The organism is Flavobacterium sp. LMO6 (genome assembly GCF_009495795.1).
In the GTDB taxonomy this organism is placed as follows: domain Bacteria; phylum Bacteroidota; class Bacteroidia; order Flavobacteriales; family Flavobacteriaceae; genus Flavobacterium.
In genome coordinates this window covers 46,322-61,182 of the sequence record NZ_WIBH01000002.1, presented here as the reverse complement: position 1 = coordinate 61,182, position 14,861 = coordinate 46,322, and the positions used below count along the sequence as shown (strand labels likewise).

Annotated in this window: 16 protein-coding genes; 2 read left to right on the top strand and 14 right to left on the bottom strand. The window is 30.3% G+C overall.

Features of this window, described 5'->3' with window-relative positions; translation table 11 throughout:
* The first annotated feature begins 75 nt into the window (after window positions 1-75).
* On the top strand, window positions 76-900 hold the full coding sequence (locus tag GFJ99_RS02815; protein ID WP_153207447.1) for a mechanosensitive ion channel family protein: 825 nt from the start codon (window positions 76-78) through the stop codon (window positions 898-900).
* A gap of 2 nt (window positions 901-902) precedes the next feature.
* Here the strand turns inward: GFJ99_RS02815 and tsaB are convergent, their stop codons facing one another.
* The 3 genes from tsaB to GFJ99_RS02800 all read right to left on the bottom strand — a co-directional run bounded on the left by tsaB (window position 903) and on the right by GFJ99_RS02800 (window position 4,320).
* Window positions 903-1,562 (bottom strand): tRNA (adenosine(37)-N6)-threonylcarbamoyltransferase complex dimerization subunit type 1 TsaB, encoded by a 660-nt coding sequence (tsaB, locus tag GFJ99_RS02810; RefSeq protein WP_153207446.1) that lies wholly within the window; start codon window positions 1,560-1,562, stop codon window positions 903-905.
* 101 nt (window positions 1,563-1,663) lie between these two features.
* Complete coding sequence (locus GFJ99_RS02805; protein WP_153207445.1) at window positions 1,664-2,977, bottom strand: efflux RND transporter periplasmic adaptor subunit; 1,314 nt, start codon at window positions 2,975-2,977, stop codon at window positions 1,664-1,666.
* Window positions 2,978-2,997: 20 nt separating this feature from the next.
* On the bottom strand, window positions 2,998-4,320 hold the full coding sequence (locus GFJ99_RS02800) for a TolC family protein (RefSeq protein ID WP_238990063.1): 1,323 nt from the start codon (window positions 4,318-4,320) through the stop codon (window positions 2,998-3,000).
* Between the two features lie 112 nt (window positions 4,321-4,432).
* On the opposite strand from GFJ99_RS02800, the gene GFJ99_RS02795 reads away from it, so the two are divergent.
* The gene (locus tag GFJ99_RS02795) at window positions 4,433-5,824 is read left to right on the top strand and encodes a DUF4403 family protein (RefSeq protein ID WP_153207444.1); all 1,392 of its coding nucleotides are present in this window, start codon (window positions 4,433-4,435) and stop codon (window positions 5,822-5,824) included.
* Window positions 5,825-5,932: 108 nt separating this feature from the next.
* Here the strand turns inward: GFJ99_RS02795 and GFJ99_RS02790 are convergent, their stop codons facing one another.
* The 11 genes from GFJ99_RS02790 to GFJ99_RS02740 form a co-directional block, all read right to left on the bottom strand.
* Window positions 5,933-6,205, bottom strand: a complete 273-nt coding sequence (locus GFJ99_RS02790; RefSeq protein ID WP_203228768.1) for a hypothetical protein — start codon at window positions 6,203-6,205, stop codon at window positions 5,933-5,935.
* Entirely contained in the window at window positions 6,195-6,734 is a 540-nt protein-coding gene (locus GFJ99_RS02785; protein ID WP_153207443.1) for a DUF420 domain-containing protein, read from the bottom strand. Before GFJ99_RS02785 ends, GFJ99_RS02790 begins: the two co-directional genes overlap by 11 nt.
* Before the next feature lie 2 nt (window positions 6,735-6,736).
* On the bottom strand, window positions 6,737-7,363 hold the full coding sequence (locus GFJ99_RS02780; RefSeq protein ID WP_153207442.1) for an SCO family protein: 627 nt from the start codon (window positions 7,361-7,363) through the stop codon (window positions 6,737-6,739).
* 8 nt (window positions 7,364-7,371) lie between these two features.
* Window positions 7,372-8,073 carry a hypothetical protein gene (locus tag GFJ99_RS02775; RefSeq protein ID WP_153207441.1) on the bottom strand — a complete coding sequence of 234 codons (702 nt, stop codon included), beginning with the start codon at window positions 8,071-8,073 and terminating at the stop codon, window positions 7,372-7,374.
* A gap of 76 nt (window positions 8,074-8,149) precedes the next feature.
* A complete protein-coding gene (locus GFJ99_RS02770; RefSeq protein WP_008256122.1) occupies window positions 8,150-8,500 on the bottom strand; it encodes a cytochrome C oxidase subunit IV family protein in 351 nt (116 codons plus the stop codon).
* A gap of 19 nt (window positions 8,501-8,519) precedes the next feature.
* On the bottom strand, window positions 8,520-9,500 hold the full coding sequence (locus GFJ99_RS02765) for a cytochrome c oxidase subunit 3 (RefSeq protein ID WP_153207440.1): 981 nt from the start codon (window positions 9,498-9,500) through the stop codon (window positions 8,520-8,522).
* Window positions 9,501-9,545: 45 nt separating this feature from the next.
* On the bottom strand, window positions 9,546-10,133 hold the full coding sequence (locus GFJ99_RS02760) for a cytochrome c oxidase subunit 3 (protein WP_008256108.1): 588 nt from the start codon (window positions 10,131-10,133) through the stop codon (window positions 9,546-9,548).
* Window positions 10,134-10,135: 2 nt separating this feature from the next.
* Window positions 10,136-11,038 carry a heme o synthase gene (gene cyoE / locus GFJ99_RS02755; protein ID WP_162523906.1) on the bottom strand — a complete coding sequence of 301 codons (903 nt, stop codon included), beginning with the start codon at window positions 11,036-11,038 and terminating at the stop codon, window positions 10,136-10,138.
* Window positions 11,039-11,128: 90 nt separating this feature from the next.
* Window positions 11,129-13,231, bottom strand: coding sequence for an energy transducer TonB (locus GFJ99_RS02750; RefSeq protein WP_153207439.1), 2,103 nt, complete (start codon window positions 13,229-13,231; stop codon window positions 11,129-11,131).
* A gap of 10 nt (window positions 13,232-13,241) precedes the next feature.
* Window positions 13,242-13,985: a deoxyribose-phosphate aldolase gene (deoC, locus tag GFJ99_RS02745; protein ID WP_153207438.1), complete on the bottom strand. Its 744-nt coding sequence runs from the start codon at window positions 13,983-13,985 to the stop codon at window positions 13,242-13,244.
* A gap of 76 nt (window positions 13,986-14,061) precedes the next feature.
* Complete coding sequence (locus GFJ99_RS02740; RefSeq protein WP_153207437.1) at window positions 14,062-14,811, bottom strand: energy transducer TonB; 750 nt, start codon at window positions 14,809-14,811, stop codon at window positions 14,062-14,064.
* Window positions 14,812-14,861 lie beyond the last annotated feature (50 nt).

Sequence of the window (14,861 nt, the reverse complement as noted above, 5' to 3'; positions counted from 1 at the left end):
AGGAAAACGACAAACTTTTAGCACAACTAAATAACAAATTTTATCTTTGCTCCTATAAATAATTATTCAATTAAAATGACAACAATAGAAATTCAATTATATCTAGAAACCGTTAAACAACTAGTCTTAGAATATTCGCCAAAATTTGTGGTTGCTATACTAATATTATTAGTTGGGCTTTGGGGAACCAGCTTTGTAACCAAAACCGCAAAAAGAATAATGACAAAACGAAATATTGAATTAACATTATCCAACTTTATTGGTAATGTAATCTTTTGGACATTACGAATTGTATTATTTGTTACTGTAATTTCTAAGTTAGGCATAGAAACATCTTCTTTTGTTGCCATATTAGGAGCAGCCGGATTAGCCGTTGGTTTATCTTTACAAGGATCTCTTTCTAATTTTGCAGGTGGAATTTTAATTATTTTATTTAAACCTTTTAAAGTTGGAGACACCATAGAAGCACAAGGAACACTTGGAACCGTTAAAGAAATTCAGATTTTTTCAACCATTATTACTTCACCGGATAATAAGCAAATTATTATTCCTAATGCTTCTTTATCAAATGGCACAATCATAAACTATAGCACAAATGGAATTAGAAGAGTTGATTTAATTATTTCTGTTGGATATGATTCTGATTTACAACTTGTAAAAAACACGTTACACCATATTATTCTATCTATTCCTGAAATATTAAAAGAGCCAGAAACGTCAATTTTCGTAAATGAACTAGCTGCAAGTTCAATAGACTTTGCTGTTCGCCCTTATACTAAAAAAGAACATCTGTTTATTGTAAAATCAGCTATTTTAGAAAAATGTAAAGTAGAATTTGATAAAGTTGGCATCGAAATTCCATATCCACATCAGGTTGAAATATCAAAACCTTTTAAATAAGATTATTTCGTTAAAACAAAATCTTTCAAATAGTACGGTTCAAAATAAGCAACATCTACAAAATCCTGTTTTTGATATTTATCAAAGGATAATTTGCTCATTTCATTTGCAGACGGAAATACAACATCGCTATGAAAAACAAACTTTTCATCGGTTAATACCTCTTTAAATTTTGCAACTCCATCTCCTACTAAATGAATTTTTTCTGAAATTTCACTATAAGAAGTTTCATCTATTATTTCAGCTAGTGTTGTTCTAATTTGTTGCTGATTTTTGTCGTAAAAAGCAGAAAAAACTTCCATTCTTCGAGCATCAATCATAGAAATTATAATTCCATCATCAATACGAACTTGATTAGCTAAAAGTTGTAATGTATCAATTGCTATTAAAGGAATATTTAATGCATAACAAAATCCCTTTGCAGAAGAAACGCCAATTCGTAAACCCGTATACGAACCAGGACCTTGACTTACTGCTATGGCTGCTAAATCTGAAAAAATTAATTGATTTTCAGAAAGTAATTCTTCAATAAAAACATGTAATTTTTCTGCATGAGAAAAATTTTGCTCAGCAATTTCTTTACAAGCGATAGTTTTTCCTTCTGCTGATAAAGCTACTGAACAATTTTTAGTTGCGGTTTCTATATTTAGAATAATTGCCATAAATTGGAATTTAAAAGTGCAAAGTTAAAAAGATAAACGTGTAAAAAAAAACAAGGCGCAGTTAACTACGCCTTATCTACCCAAATTAACTAGTAAGAGATCTACTTCTTACTGTCTTTTTTATCTTTTTCTGTTTCTACACGAACTTTATCATTTGAAACTAAATCTTTAGAAACCGTTGTATAAGGTCCAATTATAATTTCTTCACCTGGTTTTAAGCCTGACATAATTTCAATATTAGAATCGTCTTGAATTCCTGTTTTCACAACTCTTAGTTTAGCTTTATCACCAACTTTAACAAATACACATTCGTATTTTTTATCGCTTTTTGGTGCTGTCCCTTTTTTCACTTGTTCTTCTTTTTCTAATTCAGCTACAATATCTTTTTTAACAGAAGTGGTATCATCTTTTATTACAACCGCACTAATTGGCACTGCTACAATATTTTCTTTACGTTTTGTAATAATATCAACCGTTGCCGTCATTCCTGGTCTAAACGGAGAGTAATTTTCTGGTTTACCTTCTAATAAATCTTGATACGATTCTTTTAAAATTCGAACTTTTACTTTAAAATTAGTTACCTGATCTGCAGTTAATGCTGAACTTGCTGAATTTGAAATACTAGTTACGATTCCTTTAAACTCTCTTTTTAAATAAGCATCTACTTCAATTTTTGCCGAATCTCCAATATTAACCTTTACAATGTCGTTTTCGTTTACATCAACTTCAACTTCCATATTATTTAGGTTAGCAATTCTTAAAATTTCAGTTCCTGTCATTTGTTGCGTTCCTAAAACTCTTTCACCTAATTCGATGTTTAATAATGAAATAGTTCCATCTGCCGGCGCATATATGGTAGTTCTACCTAAGTTGTCTTTTGCCTCAGTAACAGTTGCAGAAGCACTTTGAACTTGATAATAAGCCGATTGTTTATTGGCAACCGCAACTTCATAAGCCGATACAATTCTATCCCACTCTGATTTTGAAATAATTCCTTTTTCAAATAATTTTTTATTTCTGTCATAATTAGCTTTTGCTTCTTTAACTTGAGCATCTGCCTGACTTAAACCAGCTTTTGTAGTTGACATAGAAGCGACTGAACGATTAACACCTGATTCATATAAATCTGGATTAATACGAACTAGTAAATCTCCTTTTTTAACTTGTTGCCCTTCTTTAACCGTTAACGCAATAACTTCTCCTGAAACTTCAGACGAAATTTTTACTTCAATTTCTGGTTGTATTTTACCTGTTGCCGAAACCGTTTCTATAATTGTGGTTTGTGCTACTTTTGACAATTCTACAATTTTAGAATCATCATTATTTCCGATAACGCCACCTTTTTTAAGTCCAACTAACAATAAGATTAGTCCAATTGCGCTTCCTAGTAAAATGTATATGGTTTTCTTTGACATGACTTGCTATTTATGTTTTATTATTGTTTTTTAATTAATGGAATTCCGAAATAAAATTCTAAAATTTTGGTTCTAAAAATATAATCGTACTTAGTTCGTAATACTTCAGATTGTGCGTTTTCAAATGCAATTGTAGATTGTGAAAAATCAAACGCATTTAACAAACCTACTTCATATCTTTCCTTAGAAAAATTAAAGGCTTGTTTACGAGCTTCTAATGTTTTTTGAGCTGCTTCAAATGCTTTTTTAGCATTAGAAACATCATTATAGGCCTGATATACATTTCGTTCTAAATCTAATTCAGCTTGTTTCAACTGAAATTCAGAACGCTCTTGATTAATTTTAGCTCTTTGCACTCTAGCACGAGTTGAAAATCCGTTGAAAATTGGCACATTTAACTGTAAACCTAGTGCAGTTCCATCAAATAAAGATAACTGGTCTATGAAATTATAAACCGGACTTTCAGACCAACGTGTGTTATATCCTACAAAACCTGTTAATGTTGGCAAATAAGATGAACGAGAAATACCGACATCTTTTTTTGCAACATCTACATTAGACAAAGCAATTTTAACATCTTTTACCGATTCTTTTGCTTTTTCTAAAATAGCTTCTTGAGTTTCATTTACAACGTTAGAAATTGGTAAATCGATTACTTCATCTGAAATATCAAAATTAACATAATCTTCAATTAATAAGGTTTGACACAATCCAATTTTAGAAATTAAAAGTGCATTTTCAGAATTAATTATTTGTTGTTCTTGTGAGGCATCTGTAGCTTGTAACTCAAAAATATCGCCTGCCGGAAGGGAACCCGCATCAATAAGTTCTTGCGTTCTTTTTAAATTTTCTTTTGTTATTAAATTTTGATTTAATTGCACTTTTAATTGTTCTTTATTAAACAATATTTGCAAATAAGAATTAGCTACAGAAAGTGCAATATCGTCTTTCATTTTATCTAAACGATATGAATTTGCAATCTTATTTAATTTAGCTCTTTGTAATGTTTTCCAATTTGCCAATCCATTAAATAAAACAATACTAGAATTAGCTGAAGCAGAAAAAGATTTAAAAGTTTGATTTTGAAACTGATTTGTTACCGGATTAATACTTGCTCCTGTATTTACACTATAGTTGGCATTTCCACTTAATGTTGGTAAAAATCCTCCAACAGCTTCTAATTTATCTACAGAAGATGTTTTTAAATCAAGCTCAGATTGCTTAATTGAAATATTATTTTTTATGGCATAATCAACACATTCTTCAAGTGTCCATTTCTTTTCTTGTGCCGATAGTTGCATTCCAATCAACATTAGAAAGAAGAGTATTTTTTTTGTTGTCATTTTATGTGCTTTACTTCTCATTTCTTATAAGACCTTCATTTTACATTTTTGTTACAGATATCAATTAAAATTTTACTTTTACATCGAAAAAAAGTACATACCAATTGCTAAAATGAAAACAATTATCGCCTTCACAATACTAGCTAGCACTTTGCTATTATTCGTTTCTTGCGGAACCACCAATAAAATTGAAGCGCTTAAACCGGCTCCATCAAATAACGCAGCTGTTGTTTATAAAAATAAAATTTCGTTTATAGCCATGCCTGTTGAAATTTCATTGAAAGAAATTGAAAGTCAATTAAATAAAAACTTAAAAGGTTTAATTTATAATGACACTATTTTAACCGATGATAAAACCGAAATGAAAATTTGGAAAACGGCTCCAATTCAATTAACAGAAAAAAACGGAAATATCGTATCTATAATTCCTTTAAAAATTTGGGCAAAATTTAAATACGGAACAGACTTTATGGGTTTAAACGATACGCGAGAAATTAATTTAAACGGAACCATTACATTAGACAGTAAGACGAACTTATACAATTGGAAATTAACAACCACTTCAAAAATTAATGATTTTGAATGGAACGAAAGTCCAAATATTGTAGTTGCTGGAAAAAAAGTTCCAATTACTTATGTAATAAACCCAACGTTAAGTATTTTTAAATCGAAAATTGCAAAAAAAATTGATGAAGCCATTGATTCGTCATGCGATTTTAAACCTCAAGTTTTATCTGTTTTAGAAAAATTGAGTACGCCTTTTTTAACAAATGAACAATATGAAGCTTGGTTTAAAATGGTTCCTATAGAATTATATGTTACAGAGGCCAAATTAGAAAAAACAAAAATTACTATGAACATGGGATTAAAATGCAATATGCAAACCATGGTAGGACAAGAACCTAATAATAATTTTGAAGCCAAAAAAATTATCTTAAAACCAGTTACCTCAATTCCGAATAAAACAACAGTTTCAGTTGTTGCAGTTTCTACTTACGAAAGTGCCAGTAAAATAGTTACCAAAAATTTCAACGGGCAAGAATTTGCTTCGGGAAGTAGAAAAATTGTGGTTCAAAAAGTAGATTTATGGGAAAAAGATGGCAAGATGATTATTGCACTAGATATTTCTGGAAGCATTAATGGAACTATTTATTTAACGGGAATACCAAATTACAATCAAATTACAAAAGAAATATACTTTGATCAAATGGATTATGTTTTGAATACAAAAAACATTTTGATGAAATCGGCAAACTGGTTAATGCAAGGCACCATTTTAAAGAAAATTCAAGAAAGTTGCCGTTATTCGATTAAATCAAATTTAGAAGAAGGGAAAAAAAGCATGAATCCTTATTTATCTAATTATTCACCAATGAAAGGTGTTTTTGTAAACGGAACTTTAAACGATTTCGAGTTTGAAAAAGTAGAAATTACAGATAAAGCCATTATTGCATTTATTACTACATCAGGAAAAATGAGCATAAATATTGACGGAATGGAGTAAAAATCAAACTATATAATTTGAAACTTCGTTGAATTTGCAATTGCAGAATCTTAAGATTTAACCTTTTTGGTTTTGAGAAACTGAAACAAGTTCAGTTTGACAGAATTGCTACTTCTTCTTGCCGTATTTCAATCGGTAAATAGCATATCCTAAAACACCAACTAATATATAAGGAATTGCCATTAAATATACAATGCCATCATTAACTGCTTCTGCTTTAACTCCACCATCTTCACTCTCCAGAGCTGCACGACACATGGCACATTGGGCTTCAGCTATAAAAGGCAAAAGTAAAAAGGTTAAAGTAAAAAGTATTTTATTAAATACTTCCTGCTTTCTTTTTTTTACTTTTAACTTTTGACTTTTAACTTTAATTTGCATAATAAGGAGAAATCATTAAATAAACTACAACTCCTGTAACGGCAACATATAACCAAATTGGGAAAGTAATTTTTGCAATTTTTTTATGCTTATCAAATTGTTCCGACCACGCTTTCACATAAGTTGTAAGCACTAAAGGAATAATTATAATTGATAATAAAATATGAGTAATTAAGATAAAATAATACAAATATTTAATTGCTCCTTCTCCACCAAATTTAGTTGAATCGGAAGTCATATGATAGGCTACATACATTCCTAAAAACGCAACTGAACAAGCAATTGCAGATTTCATTAAATTTTCATGTAGTTTTCTGTTTTTGTTTTTAATTGCAATAACTGCTGCAACTAACAAAATAGCCGTTAATCCATTTATGGCAGCATAAATTGGTGGTAAAAAAGAAAGCGGTTGTACATCGAAACCTAACTTTTTAAGATTTACTCCAAATAATAAAGCAACCACCACAGGAATTGCAAAAGATAGAACTACAATTAATTTATTATACTTTGTTTCTTTATTTGTTTCCATTTTTATTCTGCTAATAATTTTTTAATATCTTCTTTTATTGCTTCAACCCCCGAAGTTTCTAACCCATCGTAATATAAAATAGGATTTCCTTGAGCATCTTTTCTGCATCTAATTATTCCGTTTTTATCTATTAAAGCAAATAAACCTGAATGTTCAAATCCTCCGGCTGCTTTATTATTTTCACCAGCATATAAATTAAAACCTTTATTTGCCAAGCTGTAAATATACGCTTTATCTCCTGTTAAAAAATGCCAATTATAATGTTTAACTCCCAATAAATCTGCATGTTCCTTTAAAACTTCAGATGTGTCATGTTCCGGATCTATAGTTATTGAAGCTAATCCAAATTTAGGATTACCATAAAACTCGTCTTGTAATTGCAACATACTTTGATTCATTTTAGGACAAATTGTTGGACAAGTTGAAAAGAAAAACTCTACAACATAAACCTGACCTAAATACTCTTTATTAGAAATTTTTTTATTGTTTTGATCTGTTAATTCAAATGCGGGAACTGGACCAATTTCAACTAAATCAGATTTTTGGAACTTGGCAATTATTTTAGGAACCGCCCAAATTCCGAAAATTAAAACAATGAAAGAAATTCCTATATAAGATTTATTTTTCATGATAACTTTTACTTTTGTTTTTCAATATTTTCTTTGATGTTATCTCTAAAAGCATCTTTTCGCTCGTTTTTATTCTTTTTAAGTGCTAAACGATACTCACGTAAAATAATTTTGACATCATCTGTCATTTCATTATGTAAATCAGCTGCAGAAATGGTATTGTAACTTTCTTTATATTCTTCTTCACCTTTTTTATTCTTACCTTTTCTTCCTCTATGATTTAATTCTTTATCTACAATAATAACAGCTGATGTTCCTTTGTTTTCATCAAGATTTCCCATTAATTTATAACTATCATAAAATTCTTGGATTTTTTCAGGTGAAGAAAAAGAAAATTTCCAACCAGTCATTTCACCAGTAATTGGTGCTAATTCATCAATAATTTGCTGGCATTTTTTTTCATTCCCTTGCGGAACAACCATTATCATTTGAAAATCTTTAAACCCTTTATATTTGTTGTAAATTTTCTGGTTTAAATTAAAAAAATTACCTCTGTTTTCAATAACATTAGTTCCCACAAAACCCAGAACCGTAATTTTTCCTTTCATCGAAAGCGGTTCCCCATCTAAACTTGTCCAATCTGCAGGAATATCTTTATTGCCTTTAGAAATTGTTGGTAAAAATAATGAATTATGTGATGCGGTTGAGAATACCAAATAAATAGCAATTGGCAATATAAAGAGCGAAATTAAAACTAATTTATTTTTCATTAGGTTACACTAATTTTGTTCATACAAAAGTAAAAAAAATCCCGATGAAATCGGGATTCTATATAAGAAACAAGTGTTAAAATATCCACTTTAAATGTCCTGTTTTATAAGTGCCATAAATGTAATCTCCTTCAACTAATAAAATAAAACATAGATAAAGGATTAAGAACACTACGGTCCAAACAATAGATCTTCTAAACCATTTTTTTTCACCTTCCATGTGCATGAAAGCCCAAGTAATGTAATAAGCTTTAACGATAGTTAAAATAATGAATAACCAATTCAATAAATTCATTCCTAAGAAATTATTGAAGAATAAAGCTTTTGGTTTATAAATACCAAATAAAACCTCTACTATAGTTATGATAGAAAGAATTCCGAAAACTATCCAAATTCTTTTTGTATTTGATTCGTGTGCGTGTGCCATGATATACTTTTAATTATAATTATACTAAATAGAAGAAAGTAAATACGAATACCCACACTAAATCGACAAAGTGCCAGTATAATCCAACTTTTTCAACCATTTCGTAACTTTTTCTTTTTTCGTAAGTACCTAATAGAACGTTAAAGAAAATAATAACATTAATTAATACCCCTGTAAATACGTGGAATCCGTGGAAACCAGTAATAAAGAAAAAGAAGTTAGCAAATAATTTATGACCGTATTCGTTTCTAATTAAGTTAGCTCCTTCAACTACATATTTAGAATCGCTTAATCTTTTTAAAGATTCTTCTCTAGATAAAACTGTTTTATGTTTTTCAGCATTTAAAAATTCTGTACGAACCAAAATAGATTCATTAGATTTAAAACCTTCTACTACTTCATTTACTGAAAATGATGGTAATGAAGATTCGCCCATAAACCAAACTCCGTTACTTCTTTCATGTTGGGTTCTTACTTCAGGTAAAGTTGCAGCAAAATCAGCTAAAGCAACTCTTTTAAAAGTACCATCTTCTTGTTTTTGAACAAATTGTAAGATTGAACCTCCATTTGTTTCAACTGCACCATATTCTCCTTTGATGAAATTTTTCCATTCCCAAGCTTGAGAACCTAAGAAGATAAAACCACCAATAATAGTTAAAAACATGTAGAATGCTACTTTTGTTTTTTTCATGTGATGACCTGCATCTACAGCTAATACCATAGTTACAGAAGAGAAAATTAAGATAAAAGTCATTAACGCAACATAATACATTGGTGCATTAACACCGTGTAAGAATGGAAAGTGGTTAAAAACCTCATCGGCAATAGGCCAAGTTTCAATGAATTTAAATCTTGAAAAACCGTACGCGGCTAAGAAACCAGAAAAGGTTAATGCATCTGATAAGATGAAAAACCACATCATCATTTTACCATAAGTTGCTCCTAATGGTCCTGGACCTCCGTCTAAAGCGTGTTCATCTGAAATAACTGTCGCTCCCATAAATTTTTTAATTGTTAAAAAGTTCCCAAATTTATTATTTTTTTTCTATTTGAAAAAATAGAAAAACAAAAACAAATAAACCCAAATAAAATCCATAAAGTGCCAATACATCGCACTTAGCTCAATACCAAGGGTTTGAGCCGAATTGTATTTTTGTTTATAATGATTATAAATTACTACTAATAGTGAAATTATGCCTCCAAAAAGATGTGCAACATGCACGATTACAAAAGCATACAGAAAAGAAACACTTACAGTACTTGATGGTCCTGTTGGAACTAATTGCATACTAAACAGTTCCGAAAAGCCATTAAATTGAAATACTACAAATAAAACTCCTAAAAATAGAGTTAAAACTAAAAAAAACATTCCTTTAGAATTTAATCCACTTTTAATAGCTTTATTTGCTAAATAAAATGTAAGACTGCTTAGTAAAATAATTAATGTACTTATAATTAAAGACTTAGGCATTCCAAAATCCGCAACCCAATCAGGTCTTTTTTTACTTACAATAAAACCGCTTGTTAGTCCAGCGAAAATCATACAAATACTAATCATTCCAAACCACAATAACATTCTATAGGTCTTCCCTTTACGCGACTGCTCTTCTTCAAAAGTCATTCTATTTTCCATAACTATCGTAAAAATTTATCTATAACATATATTATTTGCAACAAAGATATATAAGAAACACTTACAATCATTAATTTTCTTGCTGCTTTTGCATCCATCTCTTTATATAACTTAAAAGCGTAAAACAACATCCATAATCCTAACAAAACTACTAAAGCTACTGAAATTTTACTTAAAAATAATTTTCCAGTAAATCCAAAAGCTGGAATTACAGATGCAATAATCATCCAAATAGTATATAATATGGTTTGTAAAGCGGTTTTTTTATCTCGCTCACCTGTTGGTAACATGAAAAAACCGGCTTTTTTGTAATCATCATATAAAAACCAACCAATTGCCCAAAAGTGAGGAAATTGCCAAAAAAATTGAATAATAAACAAAGTTCCTGCTTCAATTCCGAAATGTCCTGTAGCCGCAACCCAACCTAACATAAATGGAATAGCGCCCGGAAAAGCTCCAACAAAAACAGAAATTGGCGTAAGCGTTTTTAGCGGTGTATATAAACTTACATACATGAAAATCGAAATCGCACCAAACATGGCAGTCTTAGGATTTACATTATATAAAATTGCTAATCCTAAAATGGTTAAAACACTTCCTAAAATAAAAGCATTCTGTTTAGTTATTCTTCCAGATGGCAACGGACGGTTTTTAGTTCGGTCCATTTTGGCATCTAACTCAATTTCAATGATTTGATTAAAAACATTTGAAGCGCCCACCATGCAATAACCACCCACAATTAATAACAATAAAACCAACCATTGAAAAGGGTGCTCATCATTAAATCCTAACAAATAACCCGCAATAGTAGAAACCACTACGCTAATAGACAAGCGTGCTTTTGTTATCTCTACAAAGTCTTTGTATAACGATTTTTTTAACTGAGGTTGAGTATTTATGTCCACTTTTGTGTTTTTCGCTGTGAAATTGCGTGCAAAGATACGATATGAAAATTAGAATTTAGAATTTAGAATTTAGAAAATTCGTTAAATCTACTAATAATCAAAATACCAGTTAAATAAATCGCTTCTTAGTCCAATTGAAAACCAAGTAGTATTGGATTGTACCGTTGCAATAGTTTCTGCTGTTGGATCAAAATTTCTGAACATTACATTTCCAAATACCTTTAAATTTGATGCTGGATTTACTAAATAACCCACTTGTAAATCGGCAATCATAACCGTCGTTTTATTTCCTTGTGCAATAGAAACTCCGGTATCGTAGGGACGATTTTCATCGTAATCTAAATAGATATTTCCTCCGTAGTTAAAATTATCGGTTCCATTATTAAAATCAAAACCACGTTGTCCGTAGATTAATTTCACATCAGCAAAATATCTTCCTTTATAATAACGAGCAATTGCAACTAACTCTCTAAAATTAGCACCCCATAAATGCCCCATACTTTGGTTATTATGCCCATAATTCGTAATAGGATCGCTGTGCGAATACACATAGGGACGCACTTGATTATACTCTACTTGAAGTAATAAGTTTTTAACTTTAAAAGCATCATAATATTTAACTCCAACTTGGTAAGCAAATTTATTTCTCCAACTTTGATTGCTTGCTTTTACATCACCAATAGCAAATTCATCAATTAAAAATTGTCCGTAGAAGTTAATCTGATTATTCCATTTATATTTAGAAGATAATCCTAACAAGGCATTTCCTGTTTTAGACGATGAACCAAATTCAACTGTTCTGTAAAAAATCAAAGGATTTACAAAATTAAAATCGAATCCTCTATCATTTGTATTGGTCCAAACTACATTTTCAAAGAAACCTAAATTCCATCTTTTGGTTACATTCCAACTCAAATAATGACTTGCCATGTATTTTGTTGCATACGTTCCGTCAACAGTAGCCAAATCTCTAACATCTTTTAGCCACATGTAGGTATTTGTGTATTTAATTTTCCAAAAAGTGGTATTGATTTTAAAATACGGGTACGGACTTGCACCATCGCTTTGTAATAAAGAACGATATCCATCTCCTAGAAAATTTCTACCGTAACCCAACTGAAGATTTAAAAAACTGTTTGGTTGATATTTAATATTTGCCTCTGCTAAAGGAAAATCGTAGGCATCTTCTTTAAATCGTTTTGCGATACCTATACCCGGAACAATTGCGGGATTTCCACCTGATGGTCGAATACTTTCGGCATATGCATTATAATAATCTGCAAACCTACCCTGACTTTCGTATATGGAAGTGGTAAATGTTAATTGAGAACCTAAACCACCCGTTACAATTAAACCTCTTGTGTTTACAAAAGTATTAGACGCTTCACTTTCTGTATCTTTTCCAATTCTAAAATCGAAAATTGGATTTAAAGTAAACCAATAACCTTCACCTTGAATAGCAACTAGGTTTTCATTCCAAATTTTTCTTCCCCACCAAGATTCTTTTTGTTTTAAAAAGGCTTTATTTACCGTTTCAAAATCATAATATTTTGCTACTTCATCATATGAATAGGGCTTTGAAGCGGTATGATTATTGCTTCCTACTTGATTTAATAATGCATCAAAAACACCATAATTTTGATGTGAAAACTGAACAATTCCATTGCTCTTGAATTGTGGATTTTCAAAAGGTTTGTATTGAATATTATCGTATTCAGATAATTCTTTTTTATTATCTATTAACAAAGTGTTTGTTTTAGCATATTTAGTTGCTAAATCTACTTTTGCATTTGGATCAATTAAAGGAATATTAATTTTAATTGAAAACTTAGCATAGGTAGGTTTACCCGAATAAGTTGCTGGTGAAACCTTTGGCAACGACTCAAAAACACGTTTAGCTTCATTTTTTAAAGATTCATGAGCAGCATCTATATGAATAACCTTAAATTTCCCGATTGTATCTACTTCAAAAACAGCAATTACAGTTCCTTTATAATTTTGCTCCTGAATTTCCTGAGGCACTTTGTAGTTGGTGTAAAAATAATTTTGAATAGTGCTATAAAAACAAGATTCTTGCTGATTTACTTCTGCCGTTTTACATTCTGAAAACAGAGGAAATTGTTCATTAGACGAGTTTTGCGCAAAAGTTGACCATCCAAAAATCAACAACAATAAATAATATATTTTTTTCATTAATTTCATTTTAATAATCACTATTTGAAACTTCACCGTTAGCGATTGCTTTAGCCGACGAAGTACCAATTCTTTTTACTCCTAATTGAATCATTTCAACTGCCTCTTCATACGTTCTAACTCCGCCTGCTGCTTTTACAGGCAAAGGAAATGAATTTTCTAACATTAGTTTTATAGTTTGAACAGTAGCTCCATTTGGCATTCCTTCTGGTGTTTTATAAAAACCCGTTGAAGATTTTACAAACACTTTATCATATTCTTTTTCGCTAAAACTAGCAATAACAACATTTTTAATTAAAGCTGAAAGTTGAACAATTTGATGATTATTAAGTGCCGCAACCTCTATAATCCATTTTACAATTTTAGCATGAGCTAAGCCTAGCTTTGTACCTTGAATAACTTGTTGCTTTACAAAATCTAGTTCTCCTCTTTTAAAAGCTTCGTAATCTACTACAAAATCTAAATCATCTGCTCCATCTTCAATCGCTTTTTTTGCTTCTGCTAATTTTTCATCAATTGTTGCAGTTCCAAAAGGAAAGTCGATTACAGTTCCAATTGTAACTTTAGATTTAGCTTCTTGAATCATTTTCTTTGCTAAAGCAACTTTATCTGGACGAATCATGATTAATTTAAAATCATTTTCAATTGCTTCTTGTATACAATTTACAACAATTTCAGTATTCTCATTTTCAGAAAGATTTGCTTGGCTTGCTGTTTTAAGATAGGTTGAATCTAAAAAATTCTTTATATTCATTTTATATTTGATTATGAGAATGTAAAAATAAAAAAATCCCATCGAAATGGGATATTTTATAGTAATTATATTTATTTTATTTCAATCGGAAACCAACCGGAATTGTATATTTAATTTTAACCGGAGTATCACCTTGCATAGCTGGTATTAACTTAGGGATTCTTTTAACCGCTTTTTCTGCAGCCAACTGCATTTCTTTTGTAGATCTTTTGTTATTTAAAGCCGTAACATTAGTAATAGCTCCTTTTTCATCAATTACAAATTCTACTTGAACTACTCCTTGGTTTCCGTCTTTTATATCTTCCTCTGGATAAATTAAATGTTTTACAATTGCTTTTGTTAGTTGTTCATCAAAACAAGCTTTTTGCTGCTCTCTACTTAAACCTTTACAAGCCTGAAACATAGGTAATTGTTCAACAGAAAAAGCATTAACTTCTGTTGGCTTTACTGGAACATTAGTGTCAGATGATAAATCATTTGTTGAAACCGGAGTTTTATCTATATCAGCATCTTGTGTTGCCGCTTTAAAGTCGTTCTCCTCTTTTTTAGGTTCTTCTTTGGTAGGTTTAAAAGAATGAACTACCACAGGAACTTTTACTGCAATTGGTTTACTAACTTGTTGCGCTTTACTAGCAGGAGCCGGATTATAAACAAATGTTGCTTCGGGCACAATTAGATCTGTAGGATTATGTGTTATTTTTTTTACTTTATTTTCGAAATTAAATTCCAAAACAAATAAAATAACAACCATAGTTGCAATTAGTCCAACTTGAAAATAGATAAAACTATTTTTGGCTCTTTTTGGGAAATCGACATTTGTTTTCATAATATATAGATTAACAGTTAACGCTTTGTTAATTAATCTATACAATTTAT

Excerpts from the sequence above, each read along its gene's own strand:
- GFJ99_RS02785 (WP_153207443.1), bottom strand. The coding sequence starts at position 6,734 with ATGGAAACAAATAAAGAAACAAAGTATAATAAATTAATTGTAGTTCTA.
- GFJ99_RS02805 (WP_153207445.1), bottom strand. The coding sequence starts at position 2,977 with ATGTCAAAGAAAACCATATACATTTTACTAGGAAGCGCAATTGGACTA.
- GFJ99_RS02790 (WP_203228768.1), bottom strand. The coding sequence starts at position 6,205 with ATGCAAATTAAAGTTAAAAGTCAAAAGTTAAAAGTAAAAAAAAGAAAG.
- GFJ99_RS02800 (WP_238990063.1), bottom strand. The coding sequence starts at position 4,320 with ATGACAACAAAAAAAATACTCTTCTTTCTAATGTTGATTGGAATGCAA.
- GFJ99_RS02780 (WP_153207442.1), bottom strand. The coding sequence starts at position 7,363 with ATGAAAAATAAATCTTATATAGGAATTTCTTTCATTGTTTTAATTTTC.
- GFJ99_RS02770 (WP_008256122.1), bottom strand. The coding sequence starts at position 8,500 with ATGGCACACGCACACGAATCAAATACAAAAAGAATTTGGATAGTTTTC.
- GFJ99_RS02760 (WP_008256108.1), bottom strand. The coding sequence starts at position 10,133 with ATGGAAAATAGAATGACTTTTGAAGAAGAGCAGTCGCGTAAAGGGAAG.
- tsaB (WP_153207446.1), bottom strand. The coding sequence starts at position 1,562 with ATGGCAATTATTCTAAATATAGAAACCGCAACTAAAAATTGTTCAGTA.
- GFJ99_RS02765 (WP_153207440.1), bottom strand. The coding sequence starts at position 9,500 with ATGGGAGCGACAGTTATTTCAGATGAACACGCTTTAGACGGAGGTCCA.
- GFJ99_RS02775 (WP_153207441.1), bottom strand. The coding sequence starts at position 8,073 with ATGAAAAATAAATTAGTTTTAATTTCGCTCTTTATATTGCCAATTGCT.
- GFJ99_RS02815 (WP_153207447.1), top strand. The coding sequence starts at position 76 with ATGACAACAATAGAAATTCAATTATATCTAGAAACCGTTAAACAACTA.
- deoC (WP_153207438.1), bottom strand. The coding sequence starts at position 13,985 with ATGAATATAAAGAATTTTTTAGATTCAACCTATCTTAAAACAGCAAGC.
- GFJ99_RS02750 (WP_153207439.1), bottom strand. The coding sequence starts at position 13,231 with ATGAAAAAAATATATTATTTATTGTTGTTGATTTTTGGATGGTCAACT.
- GFJ99_RS02740 (WP_153207437.1), bottom strand. The coding sequence starts at position 14,811 with ATGAAAACAAATGTCGATTTCCCAAAAAGAGCCAAAAATAGTTTTATC.
- GFJ99_RS02795 (WP_153207444.1), top strand. The coding sequence starts at position 4,433 with ATGAAAACAATTATCGCCTTCACAATACTAGCTAGCACTTTGCTATTA.